The following is a 24,413-nucleotide window of genomic DNA, read 5'->3' as shown; positions in this document are numbered from 1 at the left end:
GAGATTAGTTCCAACTATTTTAGTGCAAAAAGATTATGAATCTATTGCTCACAGCTTAATTGTACTACCGTTTCAGATAGCAAGCCGGAGAGAGCAATAAAATCCCAAAAAAACTCTAACCAGCTTTGAGGCAGGTTAGAGCTTTTCGTCAACTCATCGATCTTGCAGGGGAGGCTCCTGCGTGAGCCAGTTCCATTCATTGTTTTCAACAAAACGGCTAATAGCCTGATCGAAGGAAATCCCGGGGTCCTTGAACGCCAGCATCATTTTGGCAAAATCCATGCATTTCTCGAAGGTCGGTGCTAACAGCAGCGAGTTGACTTGCTCGACGAAGTTATCCGGTTTCTCCGCCGCCCCGGTAACCGCTTCTATTAGACCTTTGTGGCAGGGGAACAGAATACGGTTGTGAGTTAGAATAACCCGACCACTGAACAATACCAGATTACTGGCCGCATGAGACTTAAGATAAGTATTGTCTTTTTTGGCAGCCTCACCTGCAAAATAGAAAGCATACAGGTATATCTGTGCATAAAAATCCTTGATGTCGCGTTCACGATTTTTTTCAGGATACACCGAAATCCGAGCCAGCAAGTTATCCAAGTCAGGAATTCTCGAAAAATAAGCCTTAGAGCCAACAAATGACGCTCGTGTTGGCTCACTTCCATGCTCGGAAGCGCTTTCCAGAAAGTGAAGATTTATAATTTTACCGTCTATGTAGCCTTCTGGATAATCGCAAACGTCATGATTCGTGTAGGCGAGCAAATCCTCTGCTTTGCGCCGCTCAAACTCCTCATCGTCTACAAGCAGGTATACATCAACATCTGATGTTTCTTTTGCCTTGTTCTGGGCTACGGAACCTGCTGTAATGACGGCCAGAAATGATGGGTTCGGCTTTAACAGTTCAACCAAATTGTCCATTGCTTTACGGTGATGCTCATACATTCTAATCACTCCAGTCTGAGATAGAAAAAAATTCACTCTTCCTGTAAGGATAACAAACAGGCCCGTATGAAGATATGGGTAATGACGTCATGTTCTGACGGTTCTCTCGAACCATTCCACCAGTTGCTCCAAGATACGTTGTTCTGCTGCGATAACATCCTGTAGAGTTTTTAAAAGCTTGATGCGGGCTGTCTCTTTATTTCCGGCCAAGGCTATTTTGATCATTTGAAAACGTATAGCCTCCCAGCAGTCAGCCATCTCCAGCATTTGTACAGCCGCTTCATGCAACGGACGCTGGTTACTAAATTGATACAGTTGATTCAGCAGGAAAGCGTATCGCTTTCGGTTAAGCTCGAATTTCATCAGCACAAAGTTTTGCGGAAGCATAAGCCGCTCAGAAGAACAGGGCGGCAGGCCTTCTTCCGCATATGCGGCTGCGAACGCCTCTAGATTGAGGAATGATTGCATCAATTCTGCACGCTTCTCGCCACTGCATATTGAGTATTCCAGCAGATACTTCCAGTCATGAGGAGCGTAAGAGGGGGCCATGGCTTCAAACACACCATACGAATCACTGTTTATTTGAAAAATGCTCCAAGGTAAGGTTTCGCAATGCTTATTATGAAAAGCATCCATAAGCTGAATTTCGTTTCTTGCACGATCCAAACCGATAACCAAGCAGGAGTGTTGGGTGTGTACTATTTGATAACCTGTTGACCACGGGCACTCGTATACGTCGATTCCCACTAAAACAGGCATATTCGCAGTCAATTGTTGCTCCAGCAATGCCAGCAGGACCTGTTCGTCTTTTCTGTCCTTCGGTCTTTGGGTAAAAGATAATTTTATGCCATGGAAGGAGGATAAATAATCCAGGCTGGGTTTTGGAAAATCCAGCCTTTCCATGAATGGCTGTACCAAGGTCCCTTTGGGCTTGAAGGAGAAGCCCCATGTATTGGCATACATACATGTGTAACCCCTGCCAAGCCAATTGGCGACGGAGGCAATACAGTCGTCAGTACAGCATATGAGCTTGTCGGAATCCGGAATGCTTCTTCCGACTGGCGATATATTAAGCAAGCTCCCAATCCTCCTCGCTGGGCATATTTTTTTCACGGTACCGTGATCTGTATGTACCGGGTGTGATGCCCACTCTTTCAGCGAACAGCCGATAAAAATATTTCATGTCCTGAATTCCAACAAGCAATGCAATGGATTGGATCGTTAAATTGGTATATTTCAGAAATAAACAGATGTTTCGAATCCTGATCTTTTGCAGCATTTTGACATACGTACATCCTGTTTGTAATTTGAACAGGCGCTGAAAGTGGCGAGGACTTACTGCAATGGACTGACTTACTTCATGAAGGCTCATGGAATTCTGGCAGTTATTGCTCATATGATGAATGATTCCATGAATAGGACAGTCCTCTTTCTTAAACGTGAGAATTGCTCTCCGATCTTTTGTTTCAATTAGTATCTTTATGAGATGTATTAAAGTTCCATACCGTATCAGGGAGTTATCAGACATACAGGCTGAGGTTTGCCCTTCTGTGTGTAATACCTGAAACAGACGTACAATTTCTCCTGACTGATCATGATAAGCACGCCATTTCTTTTCGAGATGATAATCAGCAACTTGAAAAAAAAACTGACTTAAGGGACTTGGTATTGAGTTAGATGGGAAGCCCACCAATTCAGCTTTATACAGACAATTCAAGATGCGCAGGGGCTGTATCCCGGTCAGATCCCTGGGTTGAAAACAATGGACAACGCCGACAGGAATAAAGAATAAATCTCCCTGTACTACGTTAAACCGTTCCTCTTCAATGTAATGAATCCCTTCCCCTTCACAAACATAGGCAATTTCAAAGAATTCATGGCTATGGCGTATGCAGCACGGATCTTCCTTCGCAAGCACGGTTTGAACGGAGACATTTCCTTGAAAAAAATAACTTGTACTAAAAACGGGTGGGTTTTCCATCAATATTCCTCCAATCCGTCTATATCTCAAATGCAAAATGATTTATGAGGAGTTTGATAATATCATAACTTAAAATTATTGGCGTTATCAACCATATATTCACATGGTTAAAAGTGATAGTAATATATTTAAGGGATTGATGAAGGGAGGGTATAACATTTCACATACAACTGAGCCATTGGCTTCACAAAAAATAACTGTCCTTCAAGAACCCAGTGCATGGAAGGTAAAGCTCGTCACTGGGGCATTTGTAGTATTTTTCACTTTACTGAGTCCAGTTTATTATTTGAACAGATGGCATTTTAAAAGAAACAGCCGACGTAACCCTTTCTACACCAGCAAGCTGGTACAGCTGCAATCACGTTATCCAATTTTCTACGAGCTGGCCATGTATGTACAGAATTTTCCTGTACCGCATCTGGTGTACAAGGCGCTGCCCAAGCTACAGGGTGATGTGCTGCAGGTTGGCTGCGGTACAGGCCTGCTTAACAAGTATCTGCACAAGAACAAGGATATTCGCTGGATCAATATGGACCCGAATCTGAATTCACTGCGTTTAGGGAAGAGGCTGGGCCGCTTCTCCACTTTTGTCCACGCTTCCATCGACAGACGTACTTCTCTGAGCCCAAATTCCTGCGATACCATTTTGTTTGCACGCAGCTTTCATCACATTCGGAATCACAAGAAAGCATTTGTTGAATGCGTTCGGCTTTTGCGTGAAGACGGCACAATCATTATTACTGACCCCGTCGTCCTGGAAGAAAAGGAAAAGCATTCTGACAAAAAAGGATATATGGGAAATTCATCTATTGATGGCGTCATCTGGCGCTTTAGCAAGGAGAGCTTTGTTCGCCACCTGAAGATGTGCCTGCCTCCGGAGCTGGAAATTGAATCCATAACATATATTCGCCAGCTTCATGTGACCAATTATAACCTGTTTGTTCCCCAGACTGATATCATTGCCGTATTGAAAAAGAGGAGGAATAATTATGCAGCTAAAAATTATTGAAATTATTGCTGACATTAAGGAGGATCCTTCTTTGAGGAACAAGCTAAACGGTTCATCAGATTTAATGAACGATGCGGCTCTGGACTCCCTGCAAATCATCAGTTTTATTCTAAATGTTGAAGAAGCTTTTGGGATTGAGGTCGATTTTGACAGCTTTGATCTCGATCACCTGAACTCCATAGACCGTTTTTGTGAATTTGTTGGGCATTTGTCAGCTTCAGCCTCATGATAGATACATTGTGATATAAGCAGTTATTATGCAGGCGTGGGTCTGCCTTTAGGAAGAGGTGCTTGCAAGTGAAGGATGTTGTGACCATTCTATGCTCCGGCTTCGGGCTCGGCTTTTACATCCCCGGCTTGCTGCTTGAGCAACAATTAAAAGCGCTTGGTATCGAGGTTGAGACAGAGGTTTTTGAAAGTCTGATGACTGATGAAAAGAAAAGCAAAACCGACGAGAGCCGAAATGCCTATCACGCCAGCTTTGCAATAGCCCTGGGATCACAGCGAATTCCAGCGGATATCAGGCGCAGTCTCGACCCTAACGCCACCGCTGCTTTGCTGGATCGCTGGATTCGGCAAGGACGTCGTCATTTTATCAGTCTTTCAGGACATTGGGTGCATATCCTAGATATGTTGCGTGAGCGCGGCGTTACCGGGATCCAGGCGGATTTGCTCCATGTGGATTCGGACTTGTCACCCTCCTGGAAGCAGCTTCAGAAGCTGAATCCCTACTATGCTGCTCCATACCGTGAAATTGAATTGTACGACAAAGAATGTATGGCAGTTAAATTTAAAATTGATGTGACTGGACACCAACCGCTAGCCTATGCAGAAAGAAACGGAAGACTGGTTCTGCACGGAGGGGGCTGGGGTATTGGTACTTACCAACAGAAGGCAGAAGAGCTGGAGCAGAGCGGCTATGGATTGGATATAGCCGCATACCGGACAGAGGATATCGTTAGACATGCTTCTTCGGACCGAGATTATTTTATGAATGACCCACAGTGGCGCACATGGATGCGGGATGCTTGGGACAAGCTGACATTCCCGCCTTTTGCACGTGTTCCGGTGGAAGGGAGACCTGATTTCCGGTTACACGGCGCTTATCACGGCGTATACGATATCATTCGCACGGCCGCTGCGGTTATCAGTAAACCGGGTGCGGGTGCCTTAATTGATTCGCTGGCGGCTACTACACCATTGGTGCTGTTAGAGCCCTTTGGTACACACGAAAGAAAAAATGCAGAGATCTGGAAGGCACAAGGTTTCGGCATTGATTTTGAAGAGTGGCGCAGCCTCAGATTTGACCGCGGGGTGCTGGAGCGTCTGCACTTCAATTTGTTGAACGAGAGATCCAAGAGCCCCGACTATGCTGCCCATTATGCTGCCGAACTGGCTGTGGCGGATGGGAGGGGGCAGACATGAGCATATCCAGCTCTGCCATTCAAGAGCCGTTAAAAATGAATACCTCATTGCCCAAATGGGTTTTTCTGCAATTGCTCGAAAGCTGTAATTTGCGATGCAGAATGTGTTATGAATGGGGCGAAAATGGTCCCTACCGCGAGAAAAAAATACTAAAGGAGCTGGACATTGAGGTCGTTAAGGATATTATTCAGACATGCCAGCCTGCCCAGCCTTATTATGAGCTTTACGGTGGGGAGCCGCTCCTGTATCCGCATATTGAGGAAGTGTTGAAAGCCATCACGGAAGCAGGCAGCAAGGTTCATATGCCCACGAACGGTACACTGCTGGAAAAATACGCCGAGCTGCTGGTCGCGTATCCGCCCGAGCGAATATGGATTTCGCTGGACGGGCCTCGCGAGGTAAATGATGCTCAGCGGGGGAAAGGTGTATTTTCCAAAGCACTGAAAGGAATAGACAAGCTGTATAAGCTTCGTGCTCAGACGGGCTCCTCTTATCCGCAAATCGGCATCAGTACGGTGGTGACTCCTTCCAATTATAAGCACTTGGAAACATTCTTTTTTGAGGCTCTGGACATATCCAAACTGGATTGTATTAGTCTTGAACTCCAAGCTTATATTACCCAGCAAAATCACGATCATTATGCGGGTGTACTGCGCAAAGAATTTGGTGTACAAGAAGCTCCACTGTCTAAAGGATTTGTTTGTGATCCTGCAATATTTGCCGACATTGATGCTGCTAAAATCGCAAAACAGGTAAGACGAATCGCGGATTATTGCAATGAGCATGGCATGTATTTGAATACTTATCCCAAAGAACTGTCGGAAGATAACATCCAAAAATATTTCAGTGCAGACTGGTTCTCCATGTCCAAAATCAAGAAGCGCTGTCCGTTTCCCTGGGTCAGCACAGAAATTAATGCCAGGGGCGATGTAACCTCCTGCCATGCCTTCTATGATTTGACGTTAGGGAATGTGAATGAGTCCAGCATCTCCGAAATTTGGAACGGAGAAAAGTACAAGCAATATCGCCGCTATTTACGAAAGCAACTTTTCCCGATTTGTCAGAGCTGCTGCCTATTTTACAACGAAAAACCGGACAGGGCATAGCCCCGTATCACAACCTGTTGTCCCCAGTGAACATTGAAAGGTGGGATAAGGATGCAACCGAGTAGCAAGGTGACGCTGGATGCCAAAGCGTTTGAGGTATTGAAACGAACGATTAAAAACGTTGTTGTTCCTCACCGTAAACGAAAAACAGATCCCGGCTATAGAACTCCAATGCCCGAGGTGCTTGCGTTGAAGCTGACCAACCGCTGCAACCTGCGCTGTAAGCATTGCTACCAGTGGAACGATTCGGGCTACCATCATGATATGGACAAAAATGAGCAGAATATGGATCTTGATCCTGATATATTCCGTCGCGTACTGGAAGAAACCAGAGAGACTGGCTCCAGACTATATTTGTGGGGTGGTGAACCTTTATTCCATCGCAATATCGGAGATATTCTGAGGATGATGGAGGAGGACCCCCGTGAAACGACCATTTGCACAAACGCCTATCTCATTCATAAATATGAGGAGGAATTATGCCGGATTTCTGCCAATCTTGAGCTTCTGATCGCCATTGAAGGCTTTGAGCAGGAGCATGATTTAATCCGGGGCAAGGGCTCGTTCCAAAAGGTTATGGAGCAAATTGACCGCCTCCTGAAACTGCGCCAGGAAGGACGATTTCAAGGCAAGATTTCGGTGCATAGCGTCATTAACGACAATATGATTGGACGTCTTTACGAACTGATGGAATTTTTTGAGCATAAAGGGATTGATCTCGTATTGCTTTGCTTTCCATGGTATATTTCAGACCAAACAACAAGCGAGATGAATACATTTTTCACTGAGAACTTCAACTGGCTGAAACCAATTCAGGATGGTGAACGCAGTAGCTGGCATGCATTCAAATATCACATCAAACCGGAGAATATAGACAGACTGCTGCAAGACCTGAAACGCATGAATACCCGGACATGGCATACACGTATCCGCTACCAGCCTGGACTGGATTTTGACGAAATCGAAGATTTTGTGCGCGGAAATGCGATGACGTCGCGTTGTGCCACCAGGTGCCTTGCCCTCAGCACTCGTGCTGATATAACACCAACCGGAAATATAAGCGCATGCAAATTCTTTTCGGAATTTTCGGTCGGTAATTTACATGACCAATCCTTGACGGATTTGTGGAATTCCGAAGCGTATGATCGAATCAGGCGCTCACTTGGAGAGCAATTGTCACCAGCCTGCTCGAAGTGCAATGTACTGTATTTGCATGGCTCATCTACACTATCACATATTTGAGCGCAGTAGTACCATCGTTTGCATAAAACGTAACTGTCCGAGACTGTGATACGTTGTGTGTTGTCTTTTCGCAATCTCAGCAGAATATACAGGAGATGGTGCATTGAAAAAGATAATTGTAACTGGGGCAGCAGGCTTCCTGGGTTCACATTTAACCAAAGAATTGCTGCAAAAGGGGCATGAGGTCTTAGCCATTGATAACTTTCTATCCGGGAATTATAGTAACCTGGGAGATGTAATCAAAAATGACCGTTTAACACTCATCGAGCATGATGTTTCGGATGAGCTGGTACTTGGTTTGGAGGAGGTAAAGGGGGCGGATGAGCTTTATCATTTGGCTTCGTTGGCTTCGCCTGCATTTTATAAGAAAATGCCTTTTGAAACCATAGCTGCGAATACTGTAGGAACCCGAAATATGCTGGAAATTGCGAGAATCAACCAATCCAAATTCTTATTTACCAGTACTAGTGAGGTTTATGGTGATCCTGAGGTTACCCCGCAATCCGAAGAATATCTGGGAAGCGTTAACACATGGGGACCCAGAGCCTGTTACGATGAAGCCAAGAGACTGGGTGAGGTCATTTGCTATGAGTATGTTCACCGCTATAAGGTGCAGGTTAAAGTAGCCCGAATCTTTAACACCTATTCAGGTGGTTTAAGGAATGATGATGGAAGGGCAATCTCTAATTTCGTCAATCAGGCTTTACATGATAATGATATTACGATTTATGGAGATGGTACCCAGACCCGTTCCTTCTGCTATATAGATGACACAATACATGCGCTTCAACTGATGATGGAAAAAGAAGAGGCTACCGGAGAGATTATTAACATCGGTAATCCCGAGGAGCATACTATTCTTGATATCGCTCAATTCGTCAAGAAATTGACACAATCCAATAGCAAAATTACGTTTCAACCGCTAACCCAGGACGATCCCAAAATGAGGTGTCCCAACATTGATAAAGCAATCAAAATTCTAGGCTGGGAACCCACTATTGACCTTGAAGAGGGGCTGAGGCGTACAATCTGTTCCTACAAGACAAATGGTAAAGGTATATTAAAAAAAAGCTAAAAAATACCAGCGTGCAGACAAAGTATCATTAAGAAATTTTGTCTGCATATTTTTTTGCATTTGCCTACCCCTCTATACTCTCATCTTTAAATTCGCCCCGCTGTGTTTTCGGTTTTAGAAAATGAAGAGTCAATTGAAGCTTCAGACGAATATCACCGTTACTCAGATCAATTTGGAAAAGTTCACGTATTCTGTTAATACGATAGAACAATGTATTTCTATGAATAAAAAGTGTTTTTGCAGCAAGATTCGGGGTGTCCACATATTGAAGGTAGGCTCCAAGGGTGGGCAGCAACAACGGACATGACGGTTGAAATGATTTATATCCTACCTCTATAGAATTGATTATTTGCGCAAGCACATTGTGGAAATGAGAGTAGCCATTGTACGGATTTGCAATACAAAATGTTGTCGAGTATACTGAAAAATGATAGCTAAACTATCATTTTTTAAAATAATAGACGAATGAGGTGAGCTTATGAGATTAGCTAACAAAGTAGCAATTATTACGGGCGCGGCTGGCGGCATGGGGAAATCGGACGCATTGCTGTTTGCCAAAGAAGGCGCGAAGGTCGCCATTACAGACCTGCAGGAGGACAAGCTCCAAGAGGTTGCTTACGAGATTGTCAAGAGCGGGGGCGAAGCAATTGCTTTTAAGCATAACGTAGCTTCAGAAGAAGATTGGGTTCGCATTGTGGACGAAACAGTTGCGAAGTTCGGTAAGATCGACATTTTAGTCAACAATGCAGGGGTTTCCAATGCCACAGCATTTATGGATATGACTGTCGAAGGCTGGGAAAAGACAATGTCTATTAATGTGACGAGCATTTTCCTCGGTCAGAAGTATGTTATTCCTCATATGATTGAGGCTGGTGGCGGCTCAATCATCAATATTTCTTCCATCGCAGGATTAACTGGCGGAAGTGGAGCTGGCCCATACACGGCAAGTAAAGGCGCCGTTCGTATGCTGACCAAAGCAACGGCGGTTGATTTCGCCAAGTACAATATCCGTGCGAACTCCATCCATCCTGGATATATTGAAACGCCAATGACGGTCGATTTGTTAAAGGACGAAAATATGAATCAATGGTTCCTATCACAGACGCCGCTTCCACGTTTGGGCAAGCCGGAGGATATTGCCAGCGGTGTCCTATTCTTGGCGTCGGATGAGTCTTCCTACATTACAGGCGTGGAACTGCCGATTGACGGAGGTTATTCCGCGAAATAATCATCGAACTTCCCGGACTGCGTTCTCTGTATCAGCCGTGGAGTTGTGCGGTGATGACGATATCGCCGTCACCGCAATATCGAACAATTACATAGAGACTGGCCGATATTAGTTTAACTGTTCCCAACTATTAGATCGCGAGGGAGAAAAGGCGACCGAGCTCGGTTTAAAAGATGGAGCATTCGAATATCTGACTACAAATATGAATTTAGAGAAAAAGATGCTGCAAAAAAATATCTTAGACTGCTGATTAATTAGCAGTTTTTTTTATGAACGAAGAGGATGTGTTTTGATAGAGAACATTAATATTTCGCTTTAATTTTGTTGCTCCATTGTTAATATTAGCTGATTTGATATAATACGTTAAAGATTAACAATTTACAGAGGTGCCAAATGAGAAAGCTTAAAAGCATAGAAGAACGGATACTCGATCGGGCTCTATATCTAATGGGAATGAACAAAACCTGTGATATACCCATTAGGACTATAGCCAAGGAAGCCAATGTAAACGTCAGTGCGATTAACTATTATTTCCGGTCAAAAGAAGAAATGCTGAGGTTGGTCAAGGAGTTTTACATTGAGAACACCTTGACCGTTTTAGCTATATTGAACAACAAGAATTATAAGGTAGAAGAAATGTTGGTGTTGACGGCCAATGAAATCATGGAATATTCGTTGAGATTCCCAGGAAATATGGTAATTTTGAGAGATTCAAAAAAGCGTGCCGACATAGATGAGGTCTCAAGAAAAATTATCGACATATCTGCGGAAATAGAGAAACGGTTGAAAGAGCTAATTCGCCAACTTATTCCGGGTGATGAAACATGCTTCAATTATAAATACTTAATGTTTACTTCTTCTATTAATTATCCGACTGAGTATGATGGCAATGAGGACTTGGGAGGAACGCTATTAGTCGAAAGAAAGGATAGAATGACATATCTCAAGCTGCTGATCAGGACGCTGATATCAACTTAAGGAGTGCAGGAAGCGTGAGACCAATAGACTATGCTGGGATAGTCTATTTTTTACGAAAAAAATTCAAACAAAATGTTCTAAACATATTGATTTAATACTCTGTTCAGCTTATATTTAAATTGTGAATGACAAGTTGATATGTTTATAAACAAATTTGTGAAAATTATCACAAACAAAAGGTATTAGTAGTATCGAGGAGGAGAATTTATATGGCATATGACACTCTTTTTAGTCCTATCAAAATTAAAGGATTGGAACTAAAGAATCGGGTTATGTTTCCGGCAATGGGAACAAAGATGGCAAGCGAGGACCGTTTTGTAACGCAGCAGTTGATTGATTATCATGTAGCAAGGGTTGAAGGTGGCTGCGGTTTAAATATTACAGAAGTATGCTCTGTCTACAAGCTTGCTTCCCCGAAGAAATTTCTTGCGATTTCGGATGACAAATACATTCCTGGTTTGAAGAAACTTACGGATGCAATTCACGAAGCGGGGGGGAAGGCAGGAATTCAACTCTGGCTTGGAGGTCTAGCTGTAGGAAGTGATCCTGAGCAGATGATCATTATTCCAAGTCCTGTACTTGTGCCGGGAACAGAGTACACTATCCCCGGAGCAAGCCTGGAGACTATACAAGAAGTAGTCAAAGCATTTGGAGAAGCCTCCAAAAGGGCAGTAGAAGCAGGCTTTGACACCATCGAATTTCACGCTGGACATAATTACACCCCTCATTCCTTTCTCAGCTCCCATTTTAATCGGAGAACGGATGAATACGGTGGGGATTTGGAGCAACGGGCAAAGTTCCTGATTGAATGCATTGAGGCTATTCGTCAGAATATACCTGCTGATATGCCGCTGTTCATGCGAGTTGACGCGCATGACGATTATTTGGAGGATGGCCTGACCATTAAAGAGGTTATCCAATTTTGCAAGCTGGCCAAGCAAGCCGGAGTAGACATATTGGATGTATCCAGAGGCAACTTTTCCTCTTCGGGCATTATTTACGAAGTTCCTCCCATCGACCTGCCCAGAGGCTTCAACGTCGATAATGCAGCCAGAATCAGGAAGGATACTGGCATGATTACTGTAGCTGTAGGGCGAATTAATGATCCTGCTCAAGCCGATGAGATTCTCTCAAGTGATAAGGCAGATATGGTTGTAATTGGGCGTGCTCAGCTTGCTGATTCTGAATTTTGCAATAAGGCACAAGCGGGAAAAGCAGAGAGTATTGTCCGGTGTGTCGGATGCAATCAAGGTTGCTATGACGGATTTGTTGCAACGGAAATCCCATTTATCACTTGCTTGAGAAATCCGGCACTCGGCAGAGAAATCGAATACAAGCTAACCACTACCGAGCACCCCAAAAAAGTTTTGGTTGCAGGCGGCGGGATAGCAGGTCTTGAGGCAGCAATAATTCTGAAGCGCAGAGGTCATCATCCGATAGTATGCGAAGCTTCCGACGCGTTAGGCGGACAGTTTGCACTTGCTGGCGAAGCACCGAGAAAAGAAGAGATGAAGACAGCTGCTTTGTCTATGGGAGAGCAAGCCATCAGAGAAGGTGTAGAGGTGAAGCTTGGAACACCTGTTACCGCTTCTCTTATTGCGGAGCTTCAGCCCGACGAAGTGATCATTGCTGTTGGTTCTACTCCGATGGAATTGAAAGTTCCCGGCAGCCACTTGCCATTGGTAACAAACTCTCATGATGTTCTTGCTGGCAAGCAGACGGTTTCTGGCAAGGTTGTGGTTGTTGGCGGCGGTCTGGTAGGCCTGGAGGTGGCCGAATATTTACATGATCAGGCTTCCGAAATAACAGTGGTAGAAATGATGGATCAAGTAGCCAAGGATTTGGGGCAGCTGCGTTCGATATGCGTCATGGAAAATCTTTATGCTTCTGGAGTGAAAACCTTAACGGATGCCAAATGTGTGGAAATTAAGGACAACGCAGTTGTGATTGAAAGCAAGGGACAGCTTCAAGAATATCCATGTGATTCTGTTGTAGTTGCCATCGGTGCCAAATCAAGGGATTTTGAGAATATAAATGAGTTTTGCAGAGAGCATCACATTCCATGTCATGTTATCGGAGATGCGCTTCAAGCTCGCAGAGCGCTGAATGCCGTGGCCGAAGCGAACGAAATTGCACGGGCGATCTAAGCGAGAAAAGTGAGCAAGGGAAATTGAAGTTATCCATACAAATACGTGAGGTTTGAATAGAACCGAATGAAGAAATGGCCATGCTAGCTTTTAGTAGTATGGCCTATTCCATATGTACTTCACATCGGTCCCTCATAGTCGGGGGAACCCACGATAGCCTGAAGCCAATCTAAGCCCAAGGCGAGTTTTACGCTCTTAATTGGTCAAGGAACAATTTCTTCAGAATCTTGAACTGTTCTTCCTCTTCTACCTGGGTATGAAATGCGGCAATGCCATTTAGCATAGCCATTTTCTTGGAAAAATTCCCAAAAACATTCATCATGGTAATAATGGTATCGGCAGTCATATGGTCCGTTCTTCTTATGTAGCCGTCTTGCTCTCCGAGTAGGACAAGCTCGCTGAAAAGCGCAATCAGTTTGTTGTACTGCTCCTGATAGATTTCTATATCTTCCAGAGGTTCTTTTGACATCGCAACGTAACATTCAATAATATTTCTGCGTCGCTTTATTCTCAGATTGCTGCGCTCATGTTCAAGTCTTTGACTAGGTTGAATGAAGAAGACCTCCTTACCGAATTTAGCTTCAATTATGCTAGCAAAGATACCTCTTGCTTGTCAATGAACATGCCCGTATTAAAAATAGCGAAGCACATGGATTAAATTTAATCTTTTCAATTTTTGCGCAATAAGAGGTTAAGATTCCATTATCCAGTCTTTAGAGATAGTTATGTAACTGTTGTAGAACATCCGTTACACTGAAATAAAAGATGTCTACCACAGGCGATCAGAAAGCAAAGATAAAGGAGAATCTTCTCATTTAAGGAGATATAGTATGAAACGATTAATGGTTGATGGATTGAGGTTTGTGAATGAGGATGGAGATCAAGTCCTGATGAACGGTATTAATCTAGTATGCAAGAAGAAAGAATACGGATATATCGAACCCAATATTGATAATCTGTTGATCCATTTTGCAAGACGGGGATTCAATCTGGTTCGGTTAGGGATCTTCTGGGATGGTGTTGAGCCTGAGCCAGGCGTCTACGATGAAACATACCTGGACCGAGTTGCCCATGTTGTTCAGAAGGCAGAAGAGTGCGGAATCTATATCATGCTGGATATGCATCAGGACTTGTTCGCCGCTAAATTTGCCGATGGAGCACCGGATTGGGCAACGCTGGATGAAGGCTTGTATCATCCTGAGCATTGCAGCATGTGGTATGAAGCTTATCTGTCCAGTCAGGCTATCATGAGAGCTGCAGATAACTTTTGGAGTAATAAGGAAGCTTCTGACGGTGTAGGGCTGTTGGATCATTATGAAGCGATGTGGGAGCATATTGCTGACCGATTTAAGGATTTCACGAATATGATCGGTTTTGAACCAATGAATGAACCTTACATGGGAAGTATTGCGCTAAGAGCCTTTGGGACGGCCATTGCGAAAATCAAAGAATCCAACCCCGATTTCGATCTTAGCAATCAAGCAGCAGTGACTCTGGAAGAGCAGGGTGTTATGCAGAACATCTTAACAGAGCAGTTCATGGATTTTGATAAGGAAATTCTAATACCATTTTATAACCGGATACTGAGAGCTATTCGAAAAGTTTGCAGCGTTCCGCTCGTGACAGGAGGTAATATCTACAGCAGTTCATTTGTAGAAACGGGTATAGAAAAGCTGACAGGCCCGGATGGACAAGTGGATCATCAGCAAATCTATGGGCCGCATGGTTACGACGCGGTGGTGGATTCGGATAATTACGAGGCATTTAATAAAGAGAATATAAATCAAATTTTTGCACAAAAGAACCTGTCTCAACTAAGACTGCAAGTGCCTGTTATTGTTGGTGAATGGGGGGCATTTCCGAGTAAAGATTTCACGAATTCCCTGATTGAGCATATGGCAGGAATCCTGGAACAGTACCATTGGAGCAGCACTTACTGGGTGTACTATCAAGGTATGGAGAAGGACCCGAATTACTCAAGCTTGGAAAGAGGGTATCCGGTCATTACCGCAGGCGACCTAATTTCTTATCAATATGACTACTCGATGAAAAGTCTGAATGTGAAATGGAAAGCTAAGAAGAATAGAAAAACCGTTCTGTACATTCCAGAGCTTGCTAACATAACCCCGAAAACGATTTTCGTCAGTATTCCCGCTGAGGTACAGATTCAGCCATTGTCGGGTGTAGCTGGAGGATACGTCACCATAGTGACCGATGCAGATGAATTGATTGAGGTAACGGTCAGATAATAGAAGGTCTTATCACTCAAAGGTCGAATATAGGTGGGATCCTTCCATCGAGTTGTTGCAGAAACTTCAATATTTGTACTCTAAGAATACCATAATGAAATGTCTCAAAGAATTGGAGAGCCTGATTTTCGACTGAAAGCAAAGCTCACGTGAGGAGGAAATAGCGCATGGATCAGATTTTCAATCCATTTTTACCATTAAATGAATATATCCCGGATGTGGAGCCCCACGTATTTGGTGACAGGGTCTATGTGTACGGCTCCCATGACAGAGAGGGGGGCACTACCTTTTGCGAACTGGATTATGTGGTTTATTCTGCGGATGTAAAAGACTTAACAGACTGGAGATGCGAAGGGACAATTTATAGTGCCTCACAGGACCCGCACTCTAAAGAGGTTGTAAAAGGTGCCGGGGAGCGCAAGTATCTGTATGCTCCAGATGTGGTACAGGGTAATGATGGAAGATATTATCTGTATTACTGTTTGGCTGCTTTTGCCGGAAAAGGCGGATTTGACGGACCCATTTCTGTGGCAGTCTGCGATACCCCTGCAGGAAAGTACGAATACTATGGGGATGTGAAATACACGGATGGAAGGCTGATGCTTCGCTATATACCATTTGATCCGGCGGTCATCAATGATGATGGAAGGATCTATCTTTACTACGGTTGGGCACTTCCGGTAGGTCCTACTAACAACGCTCTTGTAAAAGGTATATATAACAAAGTCATGCAAGGAATGCTCCATAAGACCATGGAAGAAATCAAGTCAGATGCGCAGGGAATCATGGGGGCGAATGTTGTAGAACTTGAAGCAGACATGCTGACAGTTAAAAGTGAGCCTAAACGGATTATTCCTTGTGAAATGGAAGCAAAAGGTACGGAATTTAAAGGACATGCTTTCTTTGAAGCAAGCTCTATACGAAAGATTGGAGCAACCTATTATTTTATTTATTCTTCTTTTGTAAATCATGAGCTATGCTATGCTACCAGCATATACCCCGACAGGGAGTTTCAGTATGGTGGAGTGATTATATCAAACGGAGACATCGGAATGAATGGCAGAGACCCAAAAGATCGGCTGACTGTTACCGGAAATAATCACGGAAGCATCGAATGTATCAATGGTAATTGGTATATTTTCTATCACAGACATACGCATATGAGTTCTAACTCCAGACAGGCTTGCGCAGAACAAATCAACATACTTAAAGATGGCTCCATTCCACAGGTTGAAATGACATCCTGTGGTCTGAATAGCGGACCTTTGCAAGCAACAGGGGAATATCCTGCAGTTATTGCCTGCAACCTGACAGATGGACATATGCCACACATGACCAATGGAAGCAGTAAAAAGAAAAAGCCGCACATTACACATCGGGCTGAGGAACGCTTTCTTACTAATATTAGTACCGGAACTCTGCTTGCTTATAAATATTTTGATTTTCAAGGGTCAACAAAACTCACTGTAAAGACAAGAGGACCGGGAAGTGGAACACTGATAATTTCCAATAAACCAGGAAAAAAACTCGCCGAAATCAAAATAAATTCTTCGGAGAGCTGGAAATTAAGTAGTACACATATAGAACTAAATGGAATGCATGCTTTGTATTTTACATTTAAAGGGAAAAATAGAATTGAACTTTTAAGCTTTTCATTTTTTTAAAAGTCGTAAAAAGGACTCAAACAGTTCTTCATGCCACTGTCTTCAGCTAAATTGAAGGACGGATGGCATAAGCCGAGAATAGCCCCAAAAAATCAGAACACGCAATCCTAATTCTAGGATTGCGTGTTCTGATTTTTTGTCTTTGTCTTTTATCGGCTTCGATATTCGTGGGGGGTGGTTCCATAATTTTTCTTAAAAATCTTGATGAAGTGGGGAGGGGCCAAAAATCCGAGTTGACTGCTGACTTCCGCGATTTTCAAATCAGTATTGAGCAAAAGATAAGCGGCTCGCTCCATGCGCAAACGGTATAAGTAATCCCCAATCGTTTCACCTGAGACGGTTTTATAGACCTTGGATAAGTAAACAGGATGTAGACACACATGGTCAGCCACCGTCTGAAGCGAGATTCCTTCAGCAAGGTGAGCTTGGATGTAGCTTCTGACTTTAGAAGCGATTTGCTGATGTGCATCCTCCAAATGATGAGTAGCTTTCGCGCGGAGCATATTTATCATTTTCTCAGCCCATAGGAAGATTCGCTGACTGGAAAGATGGCTTTTTCTTCTCAAGAGCAGGTCGAACTCTTCTCCAAGCAGTTCTTCTACCGTTTCCTTAGGAGACCTGAATGAAATGGCAAAAGAAGAAGATAGGTAAAGCAGAACCGTAAACTGCTGATCGCGAGAAGGTTCTTTTGTTGGATCTCCGATGGATAAGATTCGATTGATTTTATCCAGAGCCTCGTCCCAATTCCCGGATTCCAGTAAAGAGGGCAACAGTGGTGGCTCGTAAAGATTGATCAAAGGATGTCCTTCTGCATCCGCAGCTTTTTCGTCAACAATTATAAAGTAACTTTTGTTTTCGCCTACATTGCGGTTGATTGAAGAGACCGAAGCCTGATAAAGCTCTGACAGGTTATTGGGGAATGTCCGTATCTGGCTCAAGCAGATGGACAATGCCCCCTTTAGAAACTTTTGAACATGATTTTGCAGCCTAACGGCATAGGAATCCACCAATTCAAAGGCTTTAGGATCATTGCTATTAATCAAGAACACCAGATAACCCTGCTCGCTAATGCAGTGCCATAAGCTAAAGAGGTTTTGGAATACCTCTTCTGCTATATTGGTGACTGCATATTCCAGAAGCGACAGTGAACGGAGATCATAGCCTGAAAAATCCTCTTCCAGACGAACCACCATCATCATGAAGGAATCGTTCGGCTTAAAAGGAAGTTCCAGCATGGTCAGTCGTTCTTCCAGAAAATGATTGTGCACCCGTCTGTTCTGAAGAAGATCATTAAGAAATTGATTACGCAGCAGAGGCATATTGGCATGCAGCGTATGCTGGATTCGCTGAAAAGAGCTGATTTCCTTCCACTCGGACTCAATGTATCGGATAGCGCTTACAACGGTGTCAATTAATGCGCTGATATCGACGGGTTTAAGAAGGTAATTCATCGCTTGGTATTGAATCGCTTTCTGTGCATATTCAAATTCATCGTGACCGGATAAAATAATACATAGAATCTTTTTTGCGAAATGTCTGATCTGTTCAATCAGCTCCAGACCGTCCATCTCTGGCATGCGAATGTCGGTGATTAAAATATCAATCGCATGTTTCGAAGCAATTTCCAGGGCTTCTTTGGCTGAATAAGCTCTATGCACGGACTGGATTCCATAATCTTCCCAAGGGATGGTAAGAGCGAGGCTGTCTACTACTGACTTCTCATCGTCTACAAATAATAATTCGTACAAGGTTAATCCTCCTGTTGTTTGGGCCAGTACAGTGTCACCTTTAGACCTCCCATAGGGCTTGGGCTAAATTCAATACCCGAGGGGGTCACAAAGTGTGTATGCATACGCTGCCTGATATTCCACAGGGCGCAGCCCATAGTATCTTGTTGGGGTTGTTCGATTCTTTGCAGAAGCTCCTCGATTTTTTCTTTCGGAAGTCCCTTTCCGTCATCCTCAACCATGAGGCGATAAAGACTATGCTCTTCGACTCCTGTAATCTGGATAAAGCCGGAGTCTTGTTTTTGTTCAATTCCATGAAGAACGCCGTTCTCAACCAAGGGCTGAATCAACAGCTTGGGAATTCCCAGCCTTCTCATGGAGTCAGGAACATCGATCCCATATGTTAGGCGCTCTATTCTTAAACATTGAATTTTCAAGTAATTCTCCACGACACCCAGTTCCTTGTCCAGTGTAGTCATAGGTTCATCCAACCGGGTAGAGTACCGGAAGTATTCTGCCAAGTTCTGCGTCATCGCAGTCACAGCCTCTTCATTTCCCAAACGGATCATGTTATTAATGAAGAACAGACAATTGTACAAGAAATGTGGATTGATTTGAGCCTGGAGCTGCTTCACCATAGCTTCCCTGGAGATGAGTTGCTCTTTGTACACCTTCTCAATGAGGTCCTGAATTTGCGCAGCCATATCATTAAAATCTGCATAAAGGAAATCAAATTCATTGCGGCTAGCCCTTGTTATTCGGAAGGAGAAATCTCCATTTTTGAGCTGACGGACTCCTTTGAGCAGGGTTACAATTGGTATTTGTACTTTCCGGTAAAGAAATAATAGTGTGACAACTCCGGTTGCAAGCAGCATGATACAGGCAATATAAAAGAACTTTTTGGTCCTTACTATGGGTTCAAACGCTTGGTTCAGTGGTAAATAATCGACCATATACCAACCCAAGGTTTCGGATTTCATAAAGATCGTCAAATAATCATTCCCATTGACGGATATGACCTCGGTTCCCTCCTCTCGCCCTCTCAAAAGGGGGTTCAGAGAACCCAGCAATGCATTAACAATTGTGGACTTGGAGTAGCGGTTCATGATAACCGGACTTCCCGGATGATAAAACAAGGGATCGTTGGTCTCATTCTTACTCCTGTCCAGCATCTCCAGTAGATTATCTTGTGGGAACGTAACATTAATTGTGTACCCATCATTCATTCGATAGGATGTAAATTCGCCAAGAACAGGATTGAACGTCCACGGTTCACCACTAAGCTTGGAGGGGGGGGCCTTTTGGGGAGGAGAGGCACCGATCCATTTATTCACATGCGTGGAGAAGATGGAAATCTGATTGTTCCAGCCTTCTGAGAATTTCTGTATATATAGCTTATCTGTTAAGTCCAACATTAATTTTACTTGCTCATAATTATTCATACGGTCAATCGAGGGCAATAGTCCAACCATCGGATCGGCCTCCAACGATACTGCGAACATGGATAGATTTTCGATGTTATGATCCAAATTATTCATAACAAACCGGATCCGGTTCAGGTTGTTTTGTTGAATATCCTGCCGTACCGTATTGAGACTCGTGTCAACAGTGTATGTGTACATCACCAAAATGATTGTGGTAGTCAACGGGATCAGCAGAAGGAGTGAGTAAAATGTACGGTATTGTTTGAACATAGCACCTAAATCCTTATAAATTTTTTTGATGTACCCATTGTAGAAGGCTAATAGCTTAATTACAATGCATATTAAACCAAAACGGTTGAAATCTTAATATAACGATATCAACCTTTGGATTTCGTTATATCTGACAGGTTGGATTATTGTTATGTTGAGTAAATGAATGTGTAGTCCGTCAGCCTAGGGCTTATAATACAAGCGAATAGTAAACTCATGACATGGAGGATTAGAGTATGCTCCTCAGAAATAAAATTCCTACTATGGTTCTTGTCGCTGTGATCTTTCTTGGGTTACTGACCGGGTGCCATTATGGAGCCAAAAATAATCAGGATTATAGCAATATCAAAATGGAACAACCTGTCACCTTAACTATGGTAAGAGGCGAAGACCCCTCAGCTAAATTCAAAAATGGGGAATCTTATGCTGACAATGTGCACACAAGATGGGCCAGAGATACGCTTGGTGTGAACCTGAAGACCTTGTGGAGCGCGCCTTTAAGTGATGGGACTTATGATACTAAACTGAAATTGATGCTTTCTTCAGGAGATCAGCTGCCTGATGTTTTAGTATCCACACAAAATGATACGACTAGTCGCTTTGTAGAATCTGGAAAAGTACTGAATGTAGGAAAGGCATTCGATCAATATGCTTCCTCAACCTGGAAAGCAGCAATGAAGGAAGTTCCTTCTGCATGGGAGCCATTTATGAAAGATGGTGAAAAATACGCGATCCCCATCATTCGTCCAACTATGGGAACCCAGCCCGTGCTTTGGATCCGCCAGGATTGGCTGGACAAACTTCATTTGAAGGCCCCGACTAATCTTGAAGAATTGGAAATGGTCATGGACGCATTTGTAAACCGGGACCCGGACGGTAACGGGAAGAAGGACACCCTTGCACTGGACTTTGGAATGAAAGAGCAACTATCCGGCTATCCTATTGGAAATATATTATGGATATTCGGGTTATTTGGAGCTATTCCAGAAAGATGGTATCCAGATGAGAATGGACAACTCCAGTACGGATCTGTTCAACCGGGAATCAAACAAGCCTTGTCTAAAATAAAGGAATGGAAGAATAAAGGCTATATCGCCAATGATATTGCCCTTCATGACTTCAACAAAGTTACTGAGGGTATTGCTTCTGGTGAGGTCGGGATGGTGGGGAGTGAAAGCTGGTTTAGCGAATATCCAGGCTCCATGACGTTGGCCAACAATCCAACCGCAAGGTACACACCTTATCCCCTTCCAAAAGGTGAAAATGGTGAGAACTTGAGGAGCGTCGGAGTTCCATATTCCGGGGCGATTCTGATTAGCAAGGATATCTCGAAAGAGGCCATGCAAGCATTCTTTCATTACATGAACGCATTATATGAAGTGTACGAAACGCAAGATCCGCTGTATTTCCAGGCTTATCAGGACGGTTACGACTTTAAGATTCAGGACGGCAAAGTATATTTTGATAACGAGCATATCCCGGGTGGGAGAGTTCAAACTATGAAATATTCGTTAATAGGGTCCCTGCTTTCCTTTCCCTCCCGAGATTTGGAGACCACACTGAAGATGGCAAGAGGAGAAACATTAACCAACAAGGATCTGGTGACCAGCGCTTTCGGCGGCCTAGTCTGCAATGATACCAGCAATCGGACAGAAGAAACTTCTAGCAAGGCAGTTCTTATATCGATGGTACAAACGGATGCCGACGTTCGCGAATATTTTCAGGGACCTGCTACCGCAACCATGAAAATCAGGAATGCATGGCTTAAAAAGATGCAAATGGATACCTTCATTGAAATTATTTATGGAAACCGGCCGCTTGAGTCGTTCGATGCGTTTGTCCATAAATGGAGGTCAAGCGGGGGAGACGAAATCACGGAAGAGGTAAACGAGTGGTATCGTTCCGTACAAGGAATCAAGTGATGAAAGGTCGGTTTTTATTTTATATGCTGAAATACGTTGATCGGTCTCGATGCATATTTGGATTTTTCTATTGAATCTTTTTATTCCGCTATATAGTACCTCTCCTTGTTTTACTATACTGAATACAAACGTATGAAATCAGATTGGGATATTTGAAAAAATACCCAGAATTCTTTTTTTATACTTTTTTTGAGGCCCATTTCCATACCATTAATATTAACTAATCATTAAGAAAAGCGAGGCGTTGTTTTTTTATGACTACTAACAAGAAGACTGTGTTTTTGACAGGGGCTTCCGGAAATATGGGGCATGAGGGGTTCAAGGAGCTGCTGCTTAGAAGGGATCGATTTAATATTGTTGTTCTGGTTCTGCCCACTGCCAAGGATAAGGAAATCATGTCCAAATATGAAAATGAGCCAGGAGTCAAGGTTGTGTACGGGGATCTTACCCGTTATGCGGATGTTCTGCAGTGCGTGACAGGGTCAGATTATGTGTTACATGTCGGGGGCATGGTGTCCCCTATGGCTGATTATCGTCCTAAATTGACCACCAAGGTGAATATAGGCGCAGTCGACAATATTGTGAGGGCGATAAAGGCACAGCCTGATCCCGATCTAATCAAGCTTATGTATATCGGTACCATCGCCGAGACAGGGGACAGAAATCCGCCCATTCACTGGGGAAGAACAGGAGATCCGATCAAGATCAGCGTCTATGATAATTACGCGATCAGCAAAACGATAGCTGAACGGAAAGTGATCGAATCTGGTCTAAAGTATTGGGTGTCTTTACGGCAAACCGGGGTGCTATATGGTGGGATGTTAAATGGAATGGACCCTATCATGTTTCACGAACCGATTAACGGTGTGTTTGAGTGGGTCACTGCCAAGGATTCGGGACGGCTTCTGGCCAATGTGTGTGAAGATAGTGTTCCCGAAGAGTTCTGGAGAAGAATATATAATATTGGGGGAGGAGAGAAGTACAGAACCTCCAACTACGAATTTATGCAGAAAAGCTTCAGAGCTATCGGTATTAACGATTTCAGAAAAGTTGTCGACTTGAACTGGTTTGCGACACGGAATTTCCATGGGCAATGGTACGAGGATTCGGATGTACTGGAGGAATACCTTCACTTCAGAAGCGGGTCTGCAGATGAATTCCTGAATGAATTGAAAAAAAATGCGCCGGTTACGCTGAAAATGGCTAAAATTGTCCCTCCCTTTATCATGAAAAAGTTTATAATGGAGCCAGTTGCGAAAAAAGAGTTCGGTACGCTTTATTGGATTCAAAATAATGTAAAGGATCGGATTACTGCTTTCTTTGGTTCAAAAAAGGAATGGGAGAGTATTCCCACATGGAAAGATTATAAGCACATTGAGCCCTCCAAGGTTCCTCTGCGTTTGAATCACGGATATGACGAGAGCAAGCCAAAATCGGAGCTTAATCTGGATGATATGGCGGGGGCTGCGGCTTTCAGAGGAGGGGAGTGTTTGTCCACTTCGATGGATACTGGAGACCTGGCTGCCAAATTGAACTGGAGCTGTGCCTTCGGCCACGAATTTGAGGCCAGTCCAACGCTAGTATTGCTGGGGGGACACTGGTGTCCGCATTGTTTTCCTGCTCCTTGGAATTATGATGAAGAAGCGAAGCGTAATCCTTTTTTTGCACAAGTATGGTATCCGCTGCATAGCAAGGATGAATCGAACTACTATGACGAGAAGATATTCGACGGTTTTGAAAATTAATCAGGATGTATTTTAGTTGCATATTTTTGATCGCGGTAGCGTTTGGGCGTAATCCTGATATAAAATAGGTCTGATCCTAAAAATTCAATCTGGCTGCGATGGCTCCGATCAGTTCGTTGGTCAAGTCAAGCAGCTTCTTTGCCTCATTGACTTTCACCTGTTGAATGAATTGATTGATGATAAATCTGCACTTTTTAAGAATTTCAGCTTCGAATTCCGAATTGCAGTTTTCCAAAAGTATTTCTCCTTTTTGCTTGTTGCAAAGCCCGACCATTTGGA

Annotated in this window: 21 protein-coding genes; 13 read left to right on the top strand and 8 right to left on the bottom strand. The window is 43.6% G+C overall.

Going from position 1 to position 24,413, the window contains the following annotated elements:
- Positions 1-153 precede the first annotated feature (153 nt).
- From ACIFQM_RS03400 to ACIFQM_RS03390, 3 genes are all read right to left on the bottom strand, one after another.
- Positions 154-942 (bottom strand): hypothetical protein, encoded by a 789-nt coding sequence (locus ACIFQM_RS03400; protein WP_430047090.1) that lies wholly within the window; start codon positions 940-942, stop codon positions 154-156.
- 87 nt (positions 943-1,029) lie between these two features.
- A complete protein-coding gene (locus ACIFQM_RS03395) occupies positions 1,030-2,019 on the bottom strand; it encodes a hypothetical protein (protein WP_430047092.1) in 990 nt (329 codons plus the stop codon).
- Complete coding sequence (locus tag ACIFQM_RS03390) at positions 2,012-2,923, bottom strand: helix-turn-helix domain-containing protein (RefSeq protein WP_430047095.1); 912 nt, start codon at positions 2,921-2,923, stop codon at positions 2,012-2,014. Before ACIFQM_RS03390 ends, ACIFQM_RS03395 begins: the two co-directional genes overlap by 8 nt.
- Before the next feature lie 286 nt (positions 2,924-3,209).
- On the opposite strand from ACIFQM_RS03390, the gene ACIFQM_RS03385 reads away from it, so the two are divergent.
- The 6 genes from ACIFQM_RS03385 to ACIFQM_RS03360 all read left to right on the top strand — a co-directional run bounded on the left by ACIFQM_RS03385 (position 3,210) and on the right by ACIFQM_RS03360 (position 8,780).
- A complete protein-coding gene (locus ACIFQM_RS03385; protein ID WP_430047097.1) occupies positions 3,210-3,932 on the top strand; it encodes a class I SAM-dependent methyltransferase in 723 nt (240 codons plus the stop codon).
- Positions 3,913-4,161: an acyl carrier protein gene (locus ACIFQM_RS03380; protein WP_430043139.1), complete on the top strand. Its 249-nt coding sequence runs from the start codon at positions 3,913-3,915 to the stop codon at positions 4,159-4,161. The genes ACIFQM_RS03385 and ACIFQM_RS03380 overlap by 20 nt, the downstream gene beginning before the upstream one ends.
- A gap of 68 nt (positions 4,162-4,229) precedes the next feature.
- Positions 4,230-5,357 (top strand): UDP-glucuronosyltransferase, encoded by a 1,128-nt coding sequence (locus ACIFQM_RS03375; protein ID WP_430043141.1) that lies wholly within the window; start codon positions 4,230-4,232, stop codon positions 5,355-5,357.
- Positions 5,354-6,463 (top strand): radical SAM/SPASM domain-containing protein, encoded by a 1,110-nt coding sequence (locus tag ACIFQM_RS03370; protein WP_430043143.1) that lies wholly within the window; start codon positions 5,354-5,356, stop codon positions 6,461-6,463. Before ACIFQM_RS03375 ends, ACIFQM_RS03370 begins: the two co-directional genes overlap by 4 nt.
- A 51-nt stretch (positions 6,464-6,514) precedes the next feature.
- The gene (locus tag ACIFQM_RS03365; RefSeq protein WP_430043146.1) at positions 6,515-7,705 is read left to right on the top strand and encodes a radical SAM protein; all 1,191 of its coding nucleotides are present in this window, start codon (positions 6,515-6,517) and stop codon (positions 7,703-7,705) included.
- A gap of 103 nt (positions 7,706-7,808) precedes the next feature.
- Positions 7,809-8,780 carry a GDP-mannose 4,6-dehydratase gene (locus ACIFQM_RS03360; RefSeq protein ID WP_430043148.1) on the top strand — a complete coding sequence of 324 codons (972 nt, stop codon included), beginning with the start codon at positions 7,809-7,811 and terminating at the stop codon, positions 8,778-8,780.
- 64 nt (positions 8,781-8,844) lie between these two features.
- Here the strand turns inward: ACIFQM_RS03360 and ACIFQM_RS03355 are convergent, their stop codons facing one another.
- Entirely contained in the window at positions 8,845-9,141 is a 297-nt protein-coding gene (locus tag ACIFQM_RS03355; protein WP_430043149.1) for a helix-turn-helix domain-containing protein, read from the bottom strand.
- Between the two features lie 117 nt (positions 9,142-9,258).
- Here ACIFQM_RS03355 and ACIFQM_RS03350 point away from each other — a divergent pair, with 117 nt between their 5' ends.
- The 3 genes from ACIFQM_RS03350 (at position 9,259) to baiCD (ending at position 13,133) form a co-directional block, all read left to right on the top strand.
- Positions 9,259-10,008: an SDR family NAD(P)-dependent oxidoreductase gene (locus tag ACIFQM_RS03350; RefSeq protein WP_430043152.1), complete on the top strand. Its 750-nt coding sequence runs from the start codon at positions 9,259-9,261 to the stop codon at positions 10,006-10,008.
- Between the two features lie 393 nt (positions 10,009-10,401).
- A complete protein-coding gene (locus ACIFQM_RS03345; RefSeq protein WP_430043154.1) occupies positions 10,402-10,986 on the top strand; it encodes a TetR/AcrR family transcriptional regulator in 585 nt (194 codons plus the stop codon).
- Positions 10,987-11,195: 209 nt separating this feature from the next.
- Positions 11,196-13,133: a bile acid Fe-S flavoenzyme BaiCD gene (gene baiCD / locus ACIFQM_RS03340; protein WP_430043155.1), complete on the top strand. Its 1,938-nt coding sequence runs from the start codon at positions 11,196-11,198 to the stop codon at positions 13,131-13,133.
- A 187-nt stretch (positions 13,134-13,320) separates the two neighbouring features.
- Here the strand turns inward: baiCD and ACIFQM_RS03335 are convergent, their stop codons facing one another.
- Positions 13,321-13,602 carry a hypothetical protein gene (locus tag ACIFQM_RS03335; protein ID WP_430041229.1) on the bottom strand — a complete coding sequence of 94 codons (282 nt, stop codon included), beginning with the start codon at positions 13,600-13,602 and terminating at the stop codon, positions 13,321-13,323.
- 361 nt (positions 13,603-13,963) lie between these two features.
- Between ACIFQM_RS03335 and ACIFQM_RS03330 the strand changes: the two genes are divergently transcribed.
- The gene (locus ACIFQM_RS03330; protein WP_430041228.1) at positions 13,964-15,382 is read left to right on the top strand and encodes a cellulase family glycosylhydrolase; all 1,419 of its coding nucleotides are present in this window, start codon (positions 13,964-13,966) and stop codon (positions 15,380-15,382) included.
- Positions 15,383-15,549: 167 nt separating this feature from the next.
- Positions 15,550-17,046, top strand: coding sequence for a family 43 glycosylhydrolase (locus ACIFQM_RS03325; protein ID WP_430041227.1), 1,497 nt, complete (start codon positions 15,550-15,552; stop codon positions 17,044-17,046).
- Between the two features lie 149 nt (positions 17,047-17,195).
- Here ACIFQM_RS03325 and ACIFQM_RS03320 read toward each other — a convergent pair whose 3' ends face one another.
- A complete protein-coding gene (locus ACIFQM_RS03320; RefSeq protein ID WP_430041226.1) occupies positions 17,196-18,794 on the bottom strand; it encodes a response regulator transcription factor in 1,599 nt (532 codons plus the stop codon).
- Between the two features lie 2 nt (positions 18,795-18,796).
- Positions 18,797-20,467 carry a sensor histidine kinase gene (locus ACIFQM_RS03315; protein ID WP_430041225.1) on the bottom strand — a complete coding sequence of 557 codons (1,671 nt, stop codon included), beginning with the start codon at positions 20,465-20,467 and terminating at the stop codon, positions 18,797-18,799.
- 236 nt (positions 20,468-20,703) lie between these two features.
- On the opposite strand from ACIFQM_RS03315, the gene ACIFQM_RS03310 reads away from it, so the two are divergent.
- Both ACIFQM_RS03310 and ACIFQM_RS03305 read left to right on the top strand, forming a co-directional pair.
- Entirely contained in the window at positions 20,704-22,389 is a 1,686-nt protein-coding gene (locus ACIFQM_RS03310) for an extracellular solute-binding protein (protein ID WP_430041224.1), read from the top strand.
- 254 nt (positions 22,390-22,643) lie between these two features.
- A complete protein-coding gene (locus ACIFQM_RS03305) occupies positions 22,644-24,134 on the top strand; it encodes an NAD-dependent epimerase/dehydratase family protein (RefSeq protein ID WP_430041223.1) in 1,491 nt (496 codons plus the stop codon).
- 76 nt (positions 24,135-24,210) lie between these two features.
- Here ACIFQM_RS03305 and ACIFQM_RS03300 read toward each other — a convergent pair whose 3' ends face one another.
- Complete coding sequence (locus ACIFQM_RS03300; RefSeq protein WP_430041221.1) at positions 24,211-24,369, bottom strand: hypothetical protein; 159 nt, start codon at positions 24,367-24,369, stop codon at positions 24,211-24,213.
- Positions 24,370-24,413: the final 44 nt, after the last annotated feature.

Origin of the sequence: Paenibacillus sp. NRS-1782 (genome assembly GCF_050467685.1) — a bacterium.
Lineage (GTDB): Bacteria > Bacillota > Bacilli > Paenibacillales > Paenibacillaceae > Paenibacillus > Paenibacillus terrae_A.
This window is presented reverse-complemented; position numbering and strand designations above follow the sequence as displayed.